This is a genomic window from Variovorax sp. YR216 (genome assembly GCF_900107745.1).
GTDB lineage: Bacteria > Pseudomonadota > Gammaproteobacteria > Burkholderiales > Burkholderiaceae_C > Variovorax.
On record NZ_FNRO01000002.1, the window covers coordinates 862,595 to 880,553 of the forward strand.

Here is a 17,959-nt window from a genome sequence, read left to right on the forward strand (position 1 = left end):
TCGCTCGATGTCGTGGCGATCGGGCCGGGATCTCACTCACCGCCCGTGTCGTCGCCGTCGCGATGGGTGAGCGTGGCGTGGTGCTTGACCCTGCCGCGGCGGATCTGCTGGCTGTCTTCCAGCCTCCGATTGATCGCGTCGAAGGCATCCCGCAGGGCGATGTAGGCGTCGTGCTCGTGCGCATGCGAGACGATGAGTTCCCGGCCCGGCAACGTCATGGCAACGCGGGCGGAAAAGAATCCGCCCGTCTGCCCATGCCGCGCTTCGCGGGAGATCGTCACCCGGCAGCCCGTCAGGTCCGCGAAGTGCCGCTCGAGATACTCGACTCGGGATCGGGCGAAGTCCTCGACCGCGTCCGAGCGTGCGACGCCGTCGAACTGGATGGCAAAAGGCAGATTCATGTCGCGTACTTCCATATTCATGTCGATACGATCGCGCATCCGCGGCGCCCAAGGTTTGCGCTGGCGCAAGTCTTCGTCCTGCGACACGCCCTTTACTTGGCTGGCGATGGTGGCGCCGCAGGTCCCGGAGCGCGAGCGGCTTCGATGGCTTGGGCCGCGGCGTCGCGGGCGGCTTGTGCGGCCTTGTGCGTCGCTTCGGCTGCGGCCTGGAGGGCTTCCCGCGCGCTCTGGGCTGCCTTTTCGGCCTCTTCCCCGGTCGACTTTGCGGCCATCCGGACCGCCTCTTCCGCGCGTCTCAGCGCCTCCTCGGTGGCCTTGGTTGCCTTCCTGCTTTCTTCCAACGCTGAATTCGCAGCCTCTTTGCCGGCATCGAGCGCCATGGCCGACGATGCCGAGGCCTTTTCCTCGAAGCGTCGCGCTGCGTCCGCGGCCTTCTGCGCGGCGCGCCGGATGCCTTCAGCCAACGCCTTGGAAATCTTTCCGGCGTTGACCTTGCCTTGCTCGGCAGCGGCATTCGCCGCATCGGCCGCCTTCTTCGCCGCGCTTTGCGCTTCCTTTGCGGCCTTGCTGGCGGCATCCCTGGCCTTCTGGGACGGCGTCGAAGCCGGGCTGAGCTGGCCCGGCGGGTCCAGGCCCGCGCCAGGGCAGGCGGAGCCCAGGGTGAGAGCAACAAGGGCGATCAGGAACTGCATCCGCATGGCCGTCTCCGGAAGTCGATACGGCGAGCTTCATGCCGGCGGCGCCCGAGGCGCTTGCGCTATCGCAAGGAATGCGCTTCTGGCGTCGACCCGGCGTCCTGCGCGAGCAGGTGGTCGAGCCGTTCGATGAACACCCGTTGCGCCGGATGTACGCGGCGGCAGGCTTCCTCGGCGGTGAACCATTCGGCGCGATCGGCCTCGGGAAAGCTCGCGCGCCGGCCTGAGTGCGGCGGCCATTCGAGTTCGAAGGTGTTCGACACCAGTGCTCCCGGGTCGCAGTCGCCTTCGAAGGCCCACGCGGCGACGAGCTTGCCGCTGCGCATCCGGGTTTCGCCGAGGCTGCGGTGCATGGCGCCCGAAGGAAACCCGGTCTCTTCGGCGAATTCCCGCTTCGCTGCGGCCAGGGCGTCTTCCGTCGCGCAGTCGTATTCGCCCTTCGGTATCGACCACGCGCCCTCGTCCTTCCGTGCCCAGAAGGGTCCGCCCGGATGCACGAGCAACACCTCGAGCGAACCGTGCGTGCGTCGGTACATGAGCAGGCCTGCGCTTCGTGTTGCCATCGGCGTCGATTGGATCACCTTCGCAGCGCTTGCGCTGCGTCAAATCCCGTGCGTGCAGGGCGCGAATACTGGAGTCTCCCGATCCAGCCTGGAGGAAGACGCCATGTACCAGCGAATCCTTGTTCCCGTCGACGGCAGCCCGACATCGACAGGCGGCCTTGAAGAAGCCATCCGGATCGCGAAGCTGACCCAGGGGCGCTTGCGGCTGCTCCACGTCGTCGACGAGCTTTCATTCGCACTCGCGATGGGCAGCGAGTCGGCCTTTGGCGACGAGGCGTTGAGGGCCATGCGCACGGAGGCCAAGCGAGTCCTCGATGCCGCCCTGGCCACGGCGCAGTCTGCGGGCGTGGAAGCGGAGACCCGCCTTCGCGAAACATTCCCGAGCACGCTGTCGGAAGGGGTCGCGGCGGAGGCGCACGAATGGGGCGCCGACCTGATCGTGCTCGGCACGCACGGGCGGCGCGGCGCGAAGCGGCTGATGCTCGGCAGCGACGCGGAACGCATCCTGCGCGTCGCACCCGTGCCGGTCCTGCTGGTGCGTGCGGCGGACGAGAAGGACGCCTCTGGCGACCTGCTGCGCGCGACCGCCTCCGCGCTCGCCATGGCCGGCGAATGAGCCCGCCGGGGCCACCGGCGCTGGGACGGCGGTCATGACCTTCGATCGGCTGCCCGTCCGCCGCGCCGGCATCGACACCTACCAGCAGCCTGTCGTCTACATGCGCAGCGACTGCCACGTGTGCCGCGCCGAGGGCTTCGAGGCGCAGGCGCAGGTGGAAGTGATCGACAACGGCCGGCACCTGCTGGCGATCCTGCATCACGTGAGCAGCGACTGGCTCGCGCGCGACGAGATCGCGCTGTCGGACGTCGCCTGGACCACGCTCGGCGCGATGGACGGCGACCTCGTGGAAGTGCGGCATCCACCGGTGCTGGACTCGGTGGCCCATCTGCGCGGCAAGGTGCATGGGCGTCCCTTCACTTACGAAGCCTTGCGCGCGCTGATGGACGACGTGAGCCACGGGCGTGTGGCCGACATCCATCTTGCGTCGCTCATCACGCTGTGCGCGGGCGACGGGCTCGACATCGAGGAAACCGTGGCGCTCACACGGGCGATGGTCGACGTGGGGGAACGGGTCGCGTGGGACGAAACGCCGGTCATGGACAAGCATTGCATCGGCGGACTCCCCGGCAACAGGACCACGCTGCTGGTGGTGCCGATCGTCGCGGCCTGCGGCGTCACGATGCCCAAGACCTCTTCTCGCGCCATCACTTCCGCGGCCGGAACCGCCGACACCATGGAGGTGCTTGCGCCGGTGGACCTCGATCTGCCCGCGATGCGCCGGGTGGTGGAGCGCGAGCACGGTTGCATCGTCTGGGGTGGAAACACCCGCATCAGTCCGGCGGACGACATCCTGATCCGCGTGGAGCGGCCGCTCTGCCTGGACAGCCACGGCCTGCTCATCGCGTCGATCCTGTCCAAGAAGGCGGCCGTGGGTTCGCAGCGGGTGTTGATCGACCTGCCGGTCGGCCCGCTGACCAAAGTCCGGAGCACCGCCGCCGCGGAGGCCCTTTCGAAAGGCCTCGTGACGGTCGGCGCCGCTCTGGGCATGCAGGTGCGTACCGTGGCGACGGATGGCACCCGCCCGGTCGGGCGCGGCATCGGCCCCGCATTGGAAGCCATCGACGTCATGGCGGTGCTCGAACGCGCACCCGACGCACCGCAGGATCTGCGAGAGCGCGCGTTGACGCTGGCCGGATGGGTCCTGGAGATGGCCGGCAAGGCGTCCGATGGTGCGGGGCGGGCGATGGCACGCGAGGTCCTCGACGACGGGCGGGCGCTCGCGAAGTTCATCGCGATCTGCGAAGCGCAAGGTGGCCTGCGGGTGCCACCCCAGGCGTCCCACACGCATGTCGTCGTCGCGCACGCGAGCGGCGCGGTGGCGGCGATCGACACGCGACTGTTGGCGCGGGCGGCCAAGCTGGCCGGAGCGCCGCGCGACCCCTCCGCGGGCGCGGTCCTTCACGTGCAGCCGGGAGACCGTGTCGAAGTCGCCCAGCCCTTGCTGACCCTGCACGCCCAGAGCCAGGGGGCCTTGCACTACGCGCTCAACTTCATGCGCACGCAGCTGCCAGTCGTCCGCCTCGAGGCGGGCGCATGAGGGTTCGGGCGCTCATTGGACCGAAGCGGCGCAGAACGACGCCAGTTCGGTCACCACCTGACGGGCTGCCTGCTGCGCGGCGATCACGCCGCCGTAGGGATCATCGGTGGGCGCATCGACCCGCGCATCGAACTCGCGGCTCGCGACGACCTTGCGCGTCGCGGTGTCGATGAGCGCTGCGCGCAGCGTGAGTTGCACCTGGCTCGGTGTCGTCGAGAAGTCCTGCTGAAGTCGCACGATCTCGGTCTCCAGCCGGAACTGGCCGATCGCCGAGGTGGTGCTGGCCAGCACGGCGTGGAATGCGCCCGTGCGTTCGATGGCGCGCACCATCTTCGGCGCGAGCATGTTCGACGGCGTATCGACCCACTGGTTGTGCGCGAAATACTCGATCTCGTACGGCCGCCGCACGTAGGCGATGCGCGAGGTGTCGAAGCCCGGGGCGGCGCGTGGCGGGTTGACGATCAACGTGCGCGCGGTCGCGGCAGGCGCCGTCGCGGCGGGAGCATCGATCTCGCCGGAAAGCGCGAAGAGCGCCGGCGAAGCGACCGGTTCCGGCAGAAGCGCCCTGGCGCATCCGCCCAGCAGGGCCGGGAGCAGGGCGGCGGCCAGCACGGCGCAGGCGGCGCGGCGGGATCGGCGCGTCATGGCTGGGCCCTTTCGCCGGGGCCGGGCTTTCCCGGGGGAGCGCCCACCAGCAGGCTGTTCGGATTGCGCTGCGTCTGTTCGCTCAGGCGCTGCAAGGATGCCGCGAGCTGGTTCATCTCGCTCAGCAGGTTCGCCAGCGCGGGAGCGGTGTCGGTACTGGCCGCCTGGATGCTGCCCGCCGCCGCCTCGACGCTGCGGCCGACCCGATCGCTCGCTGCGTTGACCTTGTCGGCCATCCTGTCGACCGAGTCGGCGGCCTTCGCGATCCGGTCGACCGCGAGCCCGAGATGCTCGCTCGCCCGCGACGTGTTGCGGGCGGTGCGCGCCGCATCGGCGATCCCGCTGGCGAGCTCGGCCTGCTGCGCCGCCAGCGTACGGGTCAGGGTCGCGGTGTCGGCGAGCATCTGCTTCAGCGCCGCCCGCGTGTCGGCGTCGAAGACCGCGTTCAGGTTGGTGGACATGCGGTCCACGCTGGCGAGCACCGTCGAGAGCACGCTTTCGAGCCGGGTGCTGAGCGAAGGCTTGGAGGGAATGGTTGGAATGTCCTCGGCATTGGCGCCGCGAAGCGGCGGCGAATCCGCCGTGCCGCCGCTGAGTTCGACATAGGCGATGCCGGTGAGCCCCTGGGTCTTCAGGACCGCCTCGGTGTCCTTCTTGATCGGCGTTCCCTGCTCGATCAGGAAGCGCAGGCGGACCTGGCCCGGATCCGAGGGATCGATCGCGATGTCCTTGACCTTGCCGACGTCGACGCCAAGGTATTTGACCGGCGCATCCACGTTCAGCCCGGCCACCGACTCGCGCATGATCGATTGGTAGGTGCCGTAGTGCTTGCCGCCCTGGGCGCCGGCGGCCAGCCACAGCACGCCAGCCACGAGCGCCGCGCCGAGCAGCACCACGAAGGCGCCGACCAGTGCGTAGTTCACCTTGTCGTCCATGGCGTCTCCTTGTCGCGTTGGCGCTGCGCCGCCGATGCGGCGGCTCGCTGGCGCGGGCCGTCGAAGTAGCCGCGCACGATCGGATGGTCGTGCCTCGACAGTTCTTCCATCGAGCCGCTGGCCAGCACCCGCCCTTCGCCGAGGACCGCCACGCGGTCGCAGGCCTGCCACAGCAGATCGAGGTCGTGCGTGATGATCACGATCGTCAATCCGTACAGCGCGTGGGTGCGCAGGATCAGCTCGCTCACGCCCCCGGCGCTGTCGGGGTCCAGCCCGGAGGTGGGTTCGTCGAGAAACAGCAACTCGGGGTCGAGCGCGATCGCGCGCGCGAGCGAAGCGCGCTTGAGCATGCCGCCACTGAACTCGCCCGGTTGCTTCAGGCCGGCATCGGGTGGCAGGCCGGTGAGGGACAGCTTCCACTCGGCGATGCGGTCGATCAGCGCGCGATCGAGCCGGCTGTGCTCGCGAAGCGGAAGACCGATGTTCTCGCGCACATTGAGCGCGCTGAACAACCCGCCGTGCTGGAACATGACGCCCCACCGCAGGCGAAGCGCATGGGCCTCGCGCAATGTGAGCGTCGCGATGTCGTGGCCGAACAGATGGATCGATCCCGACGTCGGACGCTGCAGCAGGATCATCTCGCGCATGAGCACCGACTTGCCCGAACCGCTGCCGCCCGCGATCGCGAGGATCTCGCCGCGCCGGACCTCGAGGTCGAGGTCGGTGTGCACCGCATGGCTGCCGAAGCGCGTGCAGACCTTGTTCATCGCGATCACCGTGTCGGGTGGCAGTGCCATGCGTACACGCGGCCTTACAGGTCCAGCAGGTTGAACGCGACGGAGAACAGGGCGTCCGCCACGATCACCAGGAAGATCGACTGCACCACGCTCTTCGTCGTCTGCCGGCCGACGCTGTCGGCGCTGCCACGGGTGCGAAAGCCCTGGAAGCAGCCGATCAGCGCGATCACGACCGCGAACACCAGCGATTTGCCCACGCCCACCATCAGCGTGGACCCTTGCATCTCGCGGCCGAAGCGATCGATGAATTCCGGAAAGCCGATGTCGAGTTGCACGCGCGCCATCACCATGCCGCCCAGGACGCCGGTCATGTCCGCGAAGACGGTGAGCAGTGGCAGTGCAATGGCGAGCGCCAGCACCTTCGGCAGCACGAGCAGCCCGATCGGATCGATCGCGATGGTCCGCATCGCATCGACCTCCTCGGTCACGACCATCGTGCCGATCTGGGCCGCGTAGGCGGAGCCGGAACGCCCGGCGATGATGATCGCGCTGATGAGCGGCGCGAACTCGCGCAGCATCGCGTAGCCGACCAGATCGACCACGAACACGTTGGCGCCGTAGTGCCTGAGCTGGTCCGCGCCCTGGTAGGCGACGACCACGCCGAGCAGGAACGACGTCAGCCCGATGATGGGCAGCGCGTCGAAGCCGTCGATCTGGATGTTGCGCAGTGCGGTGCGCCAGCGGATGCGTCGCGGGTGCAACAGCAAACCCAGCGCGGCCACGGCGGCCTGTCCGATGAAGCGCAGCAGCCCCAGCGTTTCCTGCGCCGACGCTTCGACATGGCGGCCGAGGCGCTCCAGGGGCGACCGCGCGGGCGGCTGCGGCAAGGGCCGATCGGGCTGCTCGCCGACCAGCGTCATCAATGTCTGCATGCGCGGCGACCAGTTGCGCAGCGTGGCCGCCGCGCCGTGGCGACGCAGCCAGCGCTGGAGCACCCACACGCCCGTGCTGTCGATGGCTGCGAGCGACGCGCCATCGAGGACGACCGTGCCGGCGCCGCAGGCGTGCGCGTCGAGGGCGTTCGGCATGTCGCCCAGTCCGCGTACGGTCCAGTGGCCGGCGAGCGACCATCCGCCGCCGGCCAGCGGGGACAGGCTGGCTTGCGACGGTTCCACGAGGCCAGCCTCCGGCGGACGAGCGGTGTGCCGTCAGCTCGCGCCGTGCATCTCGACACCGCCGGTCGCGTGCAGGGCCTGGAGGCGCTGCGCAAGATCGGCGGCGGTCAGGGCGGTGAAATCGTTGTTCAGTGCGACGCCGATCCGCGCGCTGACCGCCTCGCTCAACTGCTGCCTGAGTTCGCCGAGGAAGGGCTTCGCGGCCAGGATGGTCAGCGAATCGAACTCATGGGCGGCAAGCCCCTTGTCCAGTCGATCGGCCAGTGCGCGAGCGAAGCGCACATGTTCCTTGCGGCGGATGTCGTTGCGCGCTTCGAATCGATCGTCGTGGTGGTCGCGCTCGCCACCGCCCTGGTCGTTCTCGGCGAGTTCGCTGGGATGCATGCGGCTTTGCGCATGGGTCAGCGCCTCGACCGGTTCCAGTCCGCCATGGCGGGCCTGGCGAAAGATGCGGGCAAGCGAGGCGTTGGCCACCACGATCCATTGGCTCTTCATGGGTGTCTCCTGTGCTCCAAAGGTGATTGGGTGGGCCCATGTTAGGAACCGGCGACGTCGGCGGGTTGACGCATGTCAAGTGTTCGCACGATGCTGTCCCGGTGCATGCCGATTGATCTGCGTCATGGCGCATCCGGACGCGTTGCCTAGAGTGGAAACATCGACACACCCCACACGGAGATCCCATGAACATCGCCAGTCTGTGCCACCGCGAAGTCGTTGCCGTCCCCGCAACGGCTTCCCTCCCGCAAGTCGCGGCCCGCATGTCGCAAGAGCATGTCGGCTCGGTCGTCGTCGTGTCGGCGGAGGACCCGCCGCGCGTCACGGGCATCCTCACCGATCGCGACCTGGCGCTCGATGTCGTCGGCAGCGGCCAGTCGGGCAGCAACCTGAGCGCGGGCGATCTCGCCAGGAAGTCGCTCGCGGCGGTGCCCGGCAGCGCCAGCCTGCAGGAAGCCACGGCCGCCATGGAAAAGGCCGGCGTGCGCCGGCTGCTCGTGGTGGACGAGGCGGGCAGGGTGGTCGGGCTCGTGGCCGCCGAGGACCTGATGGCCGCGATCTCCGATGAACTGGCGCATCTCGCGCGTGCCCTGCGCGGCGGCATCGAGCGTGAGAAGAGCGAACGCAAGCCGAACTCGGTCCCGGCCGGGCCGCGCCCGGTCTTCCCTGCCTTCGGGACCGGATCGAAATAGGCGCCGGGGCTCAGTCGATGGTCAGGTCATTGACCACCGACCGCACGCCGGGCGCCGACCAGGCCGCGCCCTGCACCGCATTCAGCTCGGCCCATGAATGGACCTTGCCCTTCAGGTGGACCTCGGAGCCCACCACGGTGACCTGGATGTGGTCGGCCTCGCGGCTGGCTTGCCGCGAGAGCGCGTCGTGAAGCCGCTTCTCGATGTCGACCGTCTTCACCTTCGGGATGATCTTGATCGCGTTCGTGACCCCGGTGACGCCCATGAGGTTGCGCACCGCGCGTTCGGCCGCCCGGCGCTGGTAGTCCCACTCGACTTCGCCGTCGAGGGTGACCCAGCCGTTCTCGACCATCGGCTTGATCTTGCCGGTCGGCACGAGCACCGACCATTCGAGGCCGCGTTCGGCCGCCATGGCGATGTCTGCATCGGACCGTGTATCGGAGGGGGACAGCTTGACGGTGATCTCGACCGCCAGCGCCTTGACGCCCTTGACACGCCGGGCCGCGGCCTCGGCGGCGTACTTCTCCGCGTGGCTGGCGACATGGCCGGTCAGGGTGACGATGCCGTCTGCGGCGATCACGCCGATGTGCGCGGGGTTGACCGCGGGTTCCCAGTCAAGTTCGGCCTCGACGTCACCTCTGAGTTGTGCATCGGATCGCATGTGACTTTCCTTTCGTTCAGTGAGATTGAAGCGTTTCCAACGGAAGGAGCGACACGCTTCGACCCCACTCTAGGTGGCTTCGGATCGCGTCGTCTTGCGTTGGATCAACCCGGCGCGACGGCGGCTGCAAGGCAATTCAATCGGGCAGGATCGGCCAGTAGAGGGTCGCAGCGGACGTGCCCTTGGCGATCCGCACGTTGATCGTGCGAACGATGCCCCGGTAGGTCGCACGCACCCGGTAGGCACCGGGCGCCAGGACCACGTAGAGGAGCGGGCCGCTGTCCTTGAAGGGGCCGAGCATGCGCCCCGGCCCCAGAGGCTCGATGAGCACGTCGACGCCCGTGAGGTAGGCGCCCGTGCCGGTCTCCGCGAACGTGAGCCGCAGGTTGTAGAGGGTGCGGCTCAGTTGCATGCGTTGCTGGTCTTCCTCGCCGATGCCTCCGCTGACATGCGCGCCCGGGGCGAGAACGGGCGATGCGGCCGGCAGCGCCAGGGCGACTGCGCACAGCGCGTTCAGGAGCACGGCCGACGCGAGGCGCAAAGCGGGCATTTGCATGACGTGCCCCCGATCAGCGCCGCTCGTCGGGCAGGAAGGTGCGCACGAAGTCGAGCGACGACACGACACCGGCGATGCCGTTGCGGTCGGTGACGACCACGTGATGGATCCCGCGCTCGACCATCAGGGCGGCAACCATGGCGATCGGCGTCTCGGCATCCACCACCACCGGCTTGTAGCTGCACATCTGCCATGCACGCGTTGCCACGGCATCGCGGCCTTGCACGTGAAAGGCGACGAGGTCCGTGGCGCTGATGACGCCGGCCACATCGCGCTTCGACGGCTCCAGCACGGGCACCCAGGTCAGGTGCAGTTCCGCGATCAGGGCCTCCACCTGCGCCACGGTGTCGTCCATGCCGACGCTGGTGACGGGGTGTTGCATCAGGGATGAGATGGGTTGGTTCATGACGGCTCCTTGCGAGGCTGAAAGTCCTCGGGTCGATGCAACCATGCTAGTGATGCCGTGCGCGGCATGCCTTGATCTTCCCCAAACGCTCTGTTGATGCGCATCAAGTTTCGATCGACTCGCGTGAAGCCGACCGCGCTCCGGGTTGCGATGAATCAACCGGGGGGCGGCCGCCGCTTCATACGATGCCCACAGGCACAACGCCACTGAAAGGTCGATCATGAAGACGGATGCGCAACTCAAGAAGGACGTGGAGAGCGAACTCGAGTGGGACCCGGCGATCAATGCGGCCCACATCGGGGTCTTGGTGGAGAACGGCGTGGTCACGCTCACCGGGCACCTCGGCACCTACGGAGAGAAGTTCCTGGTGGAACGTGCCATCCAGCGCGTGCAGGGCGTGAGGGCGCTGGCGGTCGAACTGGACGTCAAGCTCGCGCCGAGCCACAAGCGAAGCGATTCCGAGATCGCCGCGGCCGCGGAAGATGCGCTGACATGGAGTGCGCAGGTGCCGGCGGGCATCAGCCTCCGGGTCGAGCAAGGATGGATCACGCTCAAGGGCGACGTCGAATGGGACTACCAGCGCCATGCCGCAGCGCGTGCGGTGCGGTCGCTCACGGGCGTGGTCGGCGTCAGCAACGACATCGAGATCAGGCAGCGGCCCGCGCATGCCAATGTGGTGGCCAAGATTCGCGACGCGCTGGTCCGCCAGGCCGAGCAGGACGCGCAGCACATCGACGTGGCGATCGACGGATCCGAGGCGAGACTGCGCGGCACCGTCCACTCGTGGGCGGAGCGTTCGGCAGCGCAGGGTGCCGCATGGTCCGCGGTGGGGGTCACGAGCGTCGTCAACGAACTGAAGGTCCTGAACTGAGCGCCCCCGGGCGCCTTCGTTCAGCGCGTGTTCAGTGCGCCATGAGCACGGGGAGCGTCATGGAGTCCAGAACGGTCCGCGTGACGCCCCCCAGCAGCAGTTCGCGTGCGCGGCTGTGTCCATAGCAGCCCATCACGAGCAGATCGGCGTCGCAGTCGGAGGCGATCGACAGGAGTTGCTCCCCGGCATCTTCCGACGTGAGCCGTGCGTGCTCATGCACGCGCTCGATGCCATACAGATGGAGGTAGTCGCGCACCTTCACCGGCAGCGGCTGCATCTCGTCCCCGTCCTCTTCGACGAGATGGACGTGGTTCGCGTTCTGCAGGAAGGGAATGGCCGCTGCAAGCGCCCGCGCGCATTCGCGCGTGGGTTTCCATGCCAGCAGGACGACGTCCGGCGAGCGGGCCAGCTCGCCTGTATGGGGGACGATCCATGCCGGGCGCCCGCTGCCGATGACGACGGACTCGACGAAGTCGGCGGGCACGTCGGCGCTCGCGGGGTCGTCCGGATCCCACTGTCCCAGAAAGAGAAGATCGGCAAGGAGTGCCCGCTGCGTGAAGGTCTCGATCACCGGGGCGCCGTCCGAATCCAGCCATTCGCAGGGCTGGCCCGACACGACGCTGGCCTGGTCGTAGACCGCCAGCGCATGCCGGCGGTGCTCGGCCTCCATCCTGATGTCGGGCGGCAACGGCGGGATGCCGGGCCCCACGGGCAGCAAGGGGAGATGGCTCCGCTCGACGGCGAACAGGGCGCTGACGCGGGCCCGCCAGGGAAGCGCAAGTCGCAGCGCGAGATCCAGGCGCGTTTCGGCGCGCCGGGTTCCGTCCAGGTGCACGAGAAAGGATTGAAGATCGGTCATGGCCTGTCCCGGATTCGTTGGATCTACGGCTTGTCCGATGCCCGCACGAGCAGCACCGGCACCGGCGCGGACCGGAGGATCCGCTCGGCGCTGCTGCCCATCATGAGCCGCGACACGCCGCGGCGTCCGTGCGTGCCGATGACGATCAGGTCCGCCTTCAAACGCTTGGCTTCGGCGATGACGATCTCGTCGACCGAGGACTCGGTGATGACCGCGGGGTACACGGTGGCGCCGTAGCGCTCGTGCAGCGCGGTCTCGACCTCGACGCCCGCCGCCTGGACGCTGCGCTTTGCATCCTCGAGCACGCGCGCGCCGTCGTCCCGCACGCTCTGCAGGTAGCTTCCAGCCCGGCCGGACTGCGCATCCATCGCCAGGGCCAGCGACAGTTCGTCGATGACATGGACCAGAAGAAGCCGGCCTTGCGCCAGCTTGGCCAGCTGGATGGCCTCTTCGAGTCCGCGATTGGAGACCGGGCTGCCATCGACGGGGACCAGGATTCGTTGGTACATGGAGGCTCCTTCGGGATGAATGGGCGATGCGTGCAGTATCGAAAGCGCACCCCGGGGAGCGCTTGATCTGGCGCAAGACAGGCGCATCGCGCCGCCCGGGGCAAGGGGGTCAGGCGCCGACCAGGGTGTGGACCAGGATGGCCTGCATGATCCGGCGGTGGTTTTCCTGCACGGCGTCGCGGTCGATGGCGGTCCCGTCGATCCAGAGGACCCAGTGCCTGGGCTGGGAGGCGTCCGCGATCGCCGACGCTCCTTCGCTTCCGGGGTCTGCGCGCGATTTCGCGAGGATCGCCACGCCCATGGTGCGGGCCGCCGCCACGAACATCCGGGCCCGCGGCCTGCGTCCGTTTCCGATGAAGACGATCCGTCGCTCGGCTGGCGTCTGTCGCTCGCAGAGTGCCCACAGGTCAGCGATGACCCGGGCCGGATGGGTGTCGAGTGCCAGGCCCGGGAAGACGGGGACGCCGGCATGCAGCTCGATCGAACGGAGCACCGCGGCGTCCAGATCGTGGCAATCGATCCCGTCGTACATGCGGCCGAGCATGCGGGCCAGGGCGACGACGTCGCTGCTGGCTTCGGTAGGGCTGGGCGGATGGGCGAAATTCAACAGGGCCACCCGCGCGCCGAGTTCCTCGGCGGCGCCTTGAAGCGGCGAATTCCTGGAAGCCCCCTCCGCACGCGCATGAAGCAGCGCGAGATTCCGGCCGCGCAACGGCGCGCCCGGGGATTGCCGCAGCTTGTCAGCGGTCGCGATGAGTGAGGCGATCTTGCTGGCGGAAGACAAGGGAGCGTCCGCTGCAGATCGCACAGCTTGAAAGTTGCTCACGTGAGGAACGCTACGCCGGTTGCGCCGAGCGCGTTTGACGCCGCGCAAATTCGCGCGCTCCTGCGCGAGCACAACCACCCCGATTCACTGCACCTGGCTCAGCACCCGGCCAATGGCGCGTTCGAGTTCGGCGCGGGTGTAGGGCTTCGCCAGCACTTCCCACCCGTTTCGCTCTTCGAGCAGTTCTCGCGAATAGCCCGACATCAGGAGTACCGGGAGGCCAGGGTGTCTGCGCCGGGCTTTGGCCGCGACTTCGGTGCCCCGCAGGCCGGGCCCCAGGAAGACGTCGGTCAGCAGCAGGTCGACCGACTGGTTCTCCAGTATCTGCAGGGCCTGCTCACCATTTGCGCAGGGCAGCACTTCGAGATCCATCGATGTCAGGAACTGCCGGACGACCGCGACGACTTCCGGATCGTCCTCGACGAGCAGGACCTTCAAGCCCTTGGGGATATGCGCTGCGGGGCTGGCGTCCTGTCTTTCGGCCTGGACATCGCCATGCCCCACGCGTGGCAAGAACAAGGTGACCGTAGTGCCTTGGCCCGGCGCACTGTCTAGGGTTGCCGCCCCCTTCGACTGGCGCGCGAACCCGTACACGGTGGACAGGCCGAGCCCGGTGCCGCGTCCACTTTCCTTCGTGGTGAAGAACGGTTCGAATGCCCGTTCCCGAACGGCCTCCGGCATGCCTTCACCGGTGTCCGAGATCTCGAGGGCGATGTAGCCTTCCCTGTTCGCCTCCCAGGACTCGAGTTCCGGTGGTTTCGCCGCGGCCACATGGCAGTTGAACCTCAGGGTCCCCCCGTTCGGCATGGCGTCGCGCGCATTGAGCGCGACATTCAGGAGCGCGGACTCGAGCTGCATGGGATCGGCCGTGCACAGCAGGTCGACGGCAACGTCGAGCTCGATCGCGATGCGCTGGTCCAGCGTCCTGCGCAGCATGCCCGTCAGCGAGCGCAGGAGAACGCCGAGGTCGACCACGGTGGGTTGGAGCACCTGGCGGCGCGAGAAGGCCAGGAGCTTGGCGGTGAGCTCGGCGCCGCGCTGCGTCGCACGGATGGCCGCGTCGACCAGGGGCTGCACCAGCGGATCCGAAGCGCACTGGGGCACGTCGCGCAGGATCTGGAGATTGCCCGAGATCACCGTCAGCAGGTTGTTGAAGTCGTGCGCGATGCCGCCGGTCAGTTGGCCGACCGATTCGAGGCGCTGCGCATGGGTCAACGCGTCTTCGCTGCTGGCGCGCTGCAGGACCGTGGCCAGCATGCTCGACAGCGACTGGAGGAAGTTCAGCTCGTCCTCGCCGAAGGCGTAGCGGTTGCACGAACGCACGGCCAGCGCCCCGATCGTCCGGCCCCGGTCGGCCAGCGGCACCAGCAGCTTGCAGACGACGCCCGCCTCGCGATCGCTGGGGGTCAACTGGAATTTCACGCCGCCATGGCCATCGCTGTCGCCCGCCACGGCGGCCCGGCCCTGGGTCAGGACGATCTCGAGCGCAGAGCCCACCTCGATCGGGAGCCGCTGTCCGATCCTTTGCGCCGAATCCGGGCCGATGGCGGCGGCGACCCGGACCCTGAGCCCATCCGGCTCGAGCAGCCGGATCTCGGCCATCTCCACGTGCAGCGCGTCGGCGGCAACGGCCGGCACCTCGGCCAGAAGCCTTTCCGATTCGCGGGCCTCGACGGCGAGCCGCCCGAACCTGGCGAGGTGCTCTGCGTAACGCGCCCGCAGGAGCGCCTGCTTGACGCGCGGATATTCCGTGACGTTGCGGATGGCCGCCACGACGTAAGGCAGGCCGTGGTCCTGCAGCGGGCTGAGGGCGATCTCGACCATCACCTCCCGCCCATCGCGCCGCCTGGCGACCAGGTCCATCTGCGTTCCCATCGGGCGAGCGCGCGGTTGCGCGGCATAGGCGTCCCGGTACGCCGCATGGCGGGGGCGGATGGCATCGGGCACGAGGGCATCGACGTTCTGGCCCAGCAACTCGTCGGTTTCATAGCCCAGCAGCGCGAGCGCGGCGGGATTGGCCAGGCGAATGACGCCCTGCAGATCGACCAGCAGGAGCGCATCCGGATAGGCTGCGAAAAGCGAGCGGAAAACCGTACCTTCGTCGATCTCTGGGGCTTCGTTCATAGAGCGTCCGGTCATGGGCCGGCCCGCGCCCGGCGGGGTTGAGTGCGTGAAAGATGGTAGTCGCGCGTCCGGAAGACGACAACGGGATCAAGCCGGACGCGCCCGCGACCGGTGGGCGGGCAGTCGATGGCTCCCCCTGGACGCGAGGTGAAGGTAGAAGTAGCGCTTCGCGATCTCCACCAGCACGAGGTAGGTCGCCACCATGCCAGCGAGCCACGCGAAGAAGACGGCGGGCGGCGGCTCCAGCTGGACCAGGTGCCCGAGCGGCGTGTATGGAAGCACCAGCGCAACGGCCACGACCACCAGCGAACTGCCCGCCAGTATCGCGGCCGGCTTGCTGCGCCAGGGCCGGTCGCGGGTGCGGATCACGAAGATCACGAGCACCTGGGTGATCAGCGACTCCATGAACCAGCCGGTGCGAAAGAGCGTGACGTCGGCATGCAGGATGCCCAGCAGGACCCAGAAGGTCAGCGCATCGAACGCCGAGCTGATGAGCCCGAAGAGCCACATGTAGCGGTGGATGAACTGCATGTCCAGGGTCCCGGGGCGGCGCAGGTCGGCGGCATCGACGCGATCGAGCGGGATCGCGGCTTCCGAGACGTCGTAGAGGATGTTGTTGAGCAGGATCTGCGTGGGCAAGAGCGGCAGGAAGGGCAGGAACAGCGCAGCGCCCGCCATGCTCAGCATGTTCCCGAAGTTGGAGCTCGTGCCCATCATGATGTACTTCATCACGTTGCCGAAGGTCCGGCGGCCTTCGATCACGCCGTCGTGCAGCACCCCGAGGTCGTGGTCCAGCATGACCACGTCCGCCACTTCGCGCGCCACGTCGACCGCCGTGTCGACGGTCAGTCCGACGTCGGCCGATCGCAGCGGCGGCGCATCGTTGATCCCGTCGCCCAGGTAGCCGACCACCCGCCCGCGTGCTTTCAGCGCCAGGATGATGCGGTTCTTCTGCGCCGGATTCACGCGGCAGAAGAGATTGGTCTTGACGACCCGCGCGCGCAGCGCGGTCTCGTCCATGGCGGCGATCTCGCGTCCGGTCAGCACGTCGGTCACCGGAATGTGGAGGAGCTCGCACAGGTGCTGCACCACGAGTTCGCTGTCGCCGCTGACGATCTTCACGGCGACGCCGCTCCGGGCCAGGGCCGCGAGCGCTTCGCCCGCGCCGGCCTTGGGCGGGTCGATGAACGCCGCGAACCCGGCGAACACCAGGTCCGTCTCGTCGCGCACGTCGGCATGGGAATGATCGCTGGGCACCTCGCGCCACGACACCCCGAGCACGCGCAGGCCCTGACGTTCCAGGTCGCGGCATTGCGCCTGCAGGCGCTCCTTCGCGGCGGCGTCCAGCGGCGTGCGCGAGCCGCCGCCGTCGATCTCGTGGTGGCTGCATGCGGCGATGACGTCGTCCGGCGCACCCTTGACGACCAGCCAGCGCGCATCGCCGCGATCGACCAGCACCGACACCCGCCGGCGCTCGAAGTCGAACGGCACCTCGTCGATCTTGGTCCAGGCCCCGGTGTCGATCTCGCGGGCGAGGATGGCTTCGTCGAGCGGACTCTTCAGGCCGCTTTCGAAGACGCTGTTGAGGTGGGCCAGCATCAGCACGCGCTGGCTGTCCTGTCCGTCCGCATCGATGCAGCGCTCGAGGCTGATCCGGGCCTCCGTCAGCGTGCCCGTCTTGTCGGTGCACAGCACATCCATGGCGCCCAGGTTCTGGATCGCGGGCAGGCGCTTGACGATGACGCGGCGCTGCGCCATGCGCAATGCGCCGCGCGAGAGCGTGACGGTCACCACCATCGGCAGCAGCTCGGGCGTCAGGCCCACCGCCAGCGCGACGGCGAACAGGAAGGATTCGAGCAGCGGCCGGTGCAGCACGAGGTGACCAGCATGACGAACAGCACCATCCACAGCGTCACGCGCACGAGCAGCATGGCGAAGCGGTGCATGCCGACCTCGAACGCTGTGGCAGGCGGCTCCGACTGGATGCTGTGGGCCACCTCGCCGAGTGCGGTGGCGGCGCCGGTCGCCATGATGCGCACGCGGGCACTGCCGGACACGACCGAGCTTCCCATGAACACCGCGTTGGCGGCCTGCTGCAGCTCCGTCGCGCCGCGATCGAGTTCGCCCGGTCGCTTCTCGACGGGGTAGGACTCCCCGGTCAGCAACGCCTGGTTGACGAAGAAGTCGCGCGCCTCGATCAGCCTGCCGTCGGCCGGAATCCGTTCGCCCGCGGCGAGCAGCACGACGTCGCCGGGAACCAGCGCCGACACCGGCAGCTCCTGCTGCCGCCCGTCGCGAATCACCGTGGCGCGCAAGGCCACCGACTCGCGCAGCTTTTGCGCAGCGCGGTCGGCCCGGTGTTCCTGGACGAAGTCCAGCGTCACGCTGAGCAGCACCAGGGCCATGATGATGAAGAAGTTGGCGGCGTCGCCGGTCGCCGCCGACACGGCGCTGGCGGCCAGCAGCACCAGCACGAGCGGGTTGCGAAAGCGCGCGAGGAACTGCAGTGCGAGTGGACGCTGGTGGCTCGACTCCAGCGTGTTGGGCCCATGGTGCGCCAGCCGCTCCTGCGCCTCCGACCGGGACAGCCCTTGCGTCGCCGCGGGCGCGGGCTCGAGCCACCAGGCGGAAGTAGGATCCGGGTCGCTCACGT

The 17,959-nt window shown here is 68.5% G+C and carries 21 protein-coding genes; 4 read left to right on the top strand and 17 right to left on the bottom strand.

Annotated elements, in window-relative coordinates; all coding sequences use genetic code 11:
• Positions 1-32: 32 nt before the first annotated feature.
• The 3 genes from BLW05_RS09045 to BLW05_RS09055 are packed head-to-tail and all read right to left on the bottom strand — an operon-like array spanning position 33 to position 1,659.
• Positions 33-488, bottom strand: coding sequence for an HPF/RaiA family ribosome-associated protein (locus BLW05_RS09045; RefSeq protein WP_143044800.1), 456 nt, complete (start codon positions 486-488; stop codon positions 33-35).
• Positions 489-493: 5 nt separating this feature from the next.
• Positions 494-1,099, bottom strand: a complete 606-nt coding sequence (locus BLW05_RS09050) for a hypothetical protein (RefSeq protein WP_093161866.1) — start codon at positions 1,097-1,099, stop codon at positions 494-496.
• 59 nt (positions 1,100-1,158) lie between these two features.
• Complete coding sequence (locus tag BLW05_RS09055; RefSeq protein WP_093162160.1) at positions 1,159-1,659, bottom strand: NUDIX hydrolase; 501 nt, start codon at positions 1,657-1,659, stop codon at positions 1,159-1,161.
• A gap of 103 nt (positions 1,660-1,762) precedes the next feature.
• Here BLW05_RS09055 and BLW05_RS09060 point away from each other — a divergent pair, with 103 nt between their 5' ends.
• Together BLW05_RS09060 and BLW05_RS09065 are read left to right on the top strand one after the other, a co-directional pair.
• Positions 1,763-2,275 carry a universal stress protein gene (locus BLW05_RS09060; protein ID WP_093161867.1) on the top strand — a complete coding sequence of 171 codons (513 nt, stop codon included), beginning with the start codon at positions 1,763-1,765 and terminating at the stop codon, positions 2,273-2,275.
• 34 nt (positions 2,276-2,309) lie between these two features.
• Positions 2,310-3,815, top strand: coding sequence for a thymidine phosphorylase family protein (locus BLW05_RS09065; RefSeq protein WP_093161869.1), 1,506 nt, complete (start codon positions 2,310-2,312; stop codon positions 3,813-3,815).
• 12 nt (positions 3,816-3,827) lie between these two features.
• Here BLW05_RS09065 and BLW05_RS09070 read toward each other — a convergent pair whose 3' ends face one another.
• The 5 genes from BLW05_RS09070 to BLW05_RS09090 are packed head-to-tail and all read right to left on the bottom strand — an operon-like array spanning position 3,828 to position 7,802.
• Positions 3,828-4,460 (bottom strand): ABC-type transport auxiliary lipoprotein family protein, encoded by a 633-nt coding sequence (locus tag BLW05_RS09070; RefSeq protein ID WP_093161871.1) that lies wholly within the window; start codon positions 4,458-4,460, stop codon positions 3,828-3,830.
• Positions 4,457-5,395, bottom strand: coding sequence for an MlaD family protein (locus BLW05_RS09075; RefSeq protein WP_093161872.1), 939 nt, complete (start codon positions 5,393-5,395; stop codon positions 4,457-4,459). Before BLW05_RS09075 ends, BLW05_RS09070 begins: the two co-directional genes overlap by 4 nt.
• Positions 5,380-6,192 carry an ABC transporter ATP-binding protein gene (locus tag BLW05_RS09080; RefSeq protein ID WP_093161874.1) on the bottom strand — a complete coding sequence of 271 codons (813 nt, stop codon included), beginning with the start codon at positions 6,190-6,192 and terminating at the stop codon, positions 5,380-5,382. Before BLW05_RS09080 ends, BLW05_RS09075 begins: the two co-directional genes overlap by 16 nt.
• A gap of 14 nt (positions 6,193-6,206) precedes the next feature.
• Entirely contained in the window at positions 6,207-7,307 is a 1,101-nt protein-coding gene (locus BLW05_RS09085; RefSeq protein WP_256330122.1) for an ABC transporter permease, read from the bottom strand.
• A 33-nt stretch (positions 7,308-7,340) separates the two neighbouring features.
• Positions 7,341-7,802 (bottom strand): host attachment protein, encoded by a 462-nt coding sequence (locus BLW05_RS09090; RefSeq protein WP_093161875.1) that lies wholly within the window; start codon positions 7,800-7,802, stop codon positions 7,341-7,343.
• A 185-nt stretch (positions 7,803-7,987) separates the two neighbouring features.
• Between BLW05_RS09090 and BLW05_RS09095 the strand changes: the two genes are divergently transcribed.
• A complete protein-coding gene (locus tag BLW05_RS09095; RefSeq protein ID WP_093161877.1) occupies positions 7,988-8,494 on the top strand; it encodes a CBS domain-containing protein in 507 nt (168 codons plus the stop codon).
• A gap of 10 nt (positions 8,495-8,504) precedes the next feature.
• Here BLW05_RS09095 and BLW05_RS09100 read toward each other — a convergent pair whose 3' ends face one another.
• The 3 genes from BLW05_RS09100 to BLW05_RS09110 form a co-directional block, all read right to left on the bottom strand.
• Complete coding sequence (locus BLW05_RS09100; protein ID WP_093161878.1) at positions 8,505-9,155, bottom strand: BON domain-containing protein; 651 nt, start codon at positions 9,153-9,155, stop codon at positions 8,505-8,507.
• A 136-nt stretch (positions 9,156-9,291) separates the two neighbouring features.
• A complete protein-coding gene (locus BLW05_RS09105) occupies positions 9,292-9,711 on the bottom strand; it encodes a hypothetical protein (protein ID WP_143044801.1) in 420 nt (139 codons plus the stop codon).
• 13 nt (positions 9,712-9,724) lie between these two features.
• Positions 9,725-10,117, bottom strand: a complete 393-nt coding sequence (locus tag BLW05_RS09110) for a CBS domain-containing protein (RefSeq protein ID WP_093161881.1) — start codon at positions 10,115-10,117, stop codon at positions 9,725-9,727.
• Between the two features lie 220 nt (positions 10,118-10,337).
• Here BLW05_RS09110 and BLW05_RS09115 point away from each other — a divergent pair, with 220 nt between their 5' ends.
• The gene (locus BLW05_RS09115; protein ID WP_093161883.1) at positions 10,338-10,988 is read left to right on the top strand and encodes a BON domain-containing protein; all 651 of its coding nucleotides are present in this window, start codon (positions 10,338-10,340) and stop codon (positions 10,986-10,988) included.
• Between the two features lie 31 nt (positions 10,989-11,019).
• Here the strand turns inward: BLW05_RS09115 and BLW05_RS09120 are convergent, their stop codons facing one another.
• From BLW05_RS09120 to BLW05_RS36390, 6 genes are all read right to left on the bottom strand, one after another.
• Positions 11,020-11,847 (bottom strand): universal stress protein, encoded by an 828-nt coding sequence (locus BLW05_RS09120; RefSeq protein ID WP_093161884.1) that lies wholly within the window; start codon positions 11,845-11,847, stop codon positions 11,020-11,022.
• A 23-nt stretch (positions 11,848-11,870) separates the two neighbouring features.
• Positions 11,871-12,356 (bottom strand): universal stress protein, encoded by a 486-nt coding sequence (locus BLW05_RS09125; RefSeq protein ID WP_093161886.1) that lies wholly within the window; start codon positions 12,354-12,356, stop codon positions 11,871-11,873.
• A 109-nt stretch (positions 12,357-12,465) separates the two neighbouring features.
• Complete coding sequence (locus tag BLW05_RS09130; RefSeq protein ID WP_093161888.1) at positions 12,466-13,140, bottom strand: Rossmann-fold NAD(P)-binding domain-containing protein; 675 nt, start codon at positions 13,138-13,140, stop codon at positions 12,466-12,468.
• A gap of 126 nt (positions 13,141-13,266) precedes the next feature.
• Positions 13,267-15,306 (bottom strand): PAS domain S-box protein, encoded by a 2,040-nt coding sequence (locus tag BLW05_RS09135; protein WP_256330123.1) that lies wholly within the window; start codon positions 15,304-15,306, stop codon positions 13,267-13,269.
• 87 nt (positions 15,307-15,393) lie between these two features.
• The gene (mgtA, locus tag BLW05_RS09140) at positions 15,394-17,181 is read right to left on the bottom strand and encodes a magnesium-translocating P-type ATPase (protein ID WP_256330124.1); all 1,788 of its coding nucleotides are present in this window, start codon (positions 17,179-17,181) and stop codon (positions 15,394-15,396) included.
• Entirely contained in the window at positions 17,121-17,957 is an 837-nt protein-coding gene (locus tag BLW05_RS36390; RefSeq protein WP_256330125.1) for an HAD-IC family P-type ATPase, read from the bottom strand. The genes mgtA and BLW05_RS36390 overlap by 61 nt, the downstream gene beginning before the upstream one ends.
• Between the last annotated feature and the right edge of the window lie 2 nt (positions 17,958-17,959).

Coding starts and splice junctions, on each gene's coding strand:
- BLW05_RS09050 (WP_093161866.1), bottom strand. CDS start 1,099: ATGCGGATGCAGTTCCTGATCGCCCTTGTTGCTCTCACCCTGGGCTCC.
- BLW05_RS09115 (WP_093161883.1), top strand. CDS start 10,338: ATGAAGACGGATGCGCAACTCAAGAAGGACGTGGAGAGCGAACTCGAG.
- BLW05_RS09075 (WP_093161872.1), bottom strand. CDS start 5,395: ATGGACGACAAGGTGAACTACGCACTGGTCGGCGCCTTCGTGGTGCTG.
- BLW05_RS09065 (WP_093161869.1), top strand. CDS start 2,310: ATGACCTTCGATCGGCTGCCCGTCCGCCGCGCCGGCATCGACACCTAC.
- BLW05_RS09070 (WP_093161871.1), bottom strand. CDS start 4,460: ATGACGCGCCGATCCCGCCGCGCCGCCTGCGCCGTGCTGGCCGCCGCC.
- BLW05_RS09060 (WP_093161867.1), top strand. CDS start 1,763: ATGTACCAGCGAATCCTTGTTCCCGTCGACGGCAGCCCGACATCGACA.
- BLW05_RS09120 (WP_093161884.1), bottom strand. CDS start 11,847: ATGACCGATCTTCAATCCTTTCTCGTGCACCTGGACGGAACCCGGCGC.
- BLW05_RS09135 (WP_256330123.1), bottom strand. CDS start 15,306: ATGAACGAAGCCCCAGAGATCGACGAAGGTACGGTTTTCCGCTCGCTT.
- BLW05_RS09095 (WP_093161877.1), top strand. CDS start 7,988: ATGAACATCGCCAGTCTGTGCCACCGCGAAGTCGTTGCCGTCCCCGCA.
- BLW05_RS09125 (WP_093161886.1), bottom strand. CDS start 12,356: ATGTACCAACGAATCCTGGTCCCCGTCGATGGCAGCCCGGTCTCCAAT.
- BLW05_RS09090 (WP_093161875.1), bottom strand. CDS start 7,802: ATGAAGAGCCAATGGATCGTGGTGGCCAACGCCTCGCTTGCCCGCATC.
- BLW05_RS09105 (WP_143044801.1), bottom strand. CDS start 9,711: ATGCAAATGCCCGCTTTGCGCCTCGCGTCGGCCGTGCTCCTGAACGCG.
- BLW05_RS09055 (WP_093162160.1), bottom strand. CDS start 1,659: ATGGCAACACGAAGCGCAGGCCTGCTCATGTACCGACGCACGCACGGT.
- BLW05_RS09110 (WP_093161881.1), bottom strand. CDS start 10,117: ATGAACCAACCCATCTCATCCCTGATGCAACACCCCGTCACCAGCGTC.
- BLW05_RS09080 (WP_093161874.1), bottom strand. CDS start 6,192: ATGGCACTGCCACCCGACACGGTGATCGCGATGAACAAGGTCTGCACG.
- BLW05_RS09100 (WP_093161878.1), bottom strand. CDS start 9,155: ATGCGATCCGATGCACAACTCAGAGGTGACGTCGAGGCCGAACTTGAC.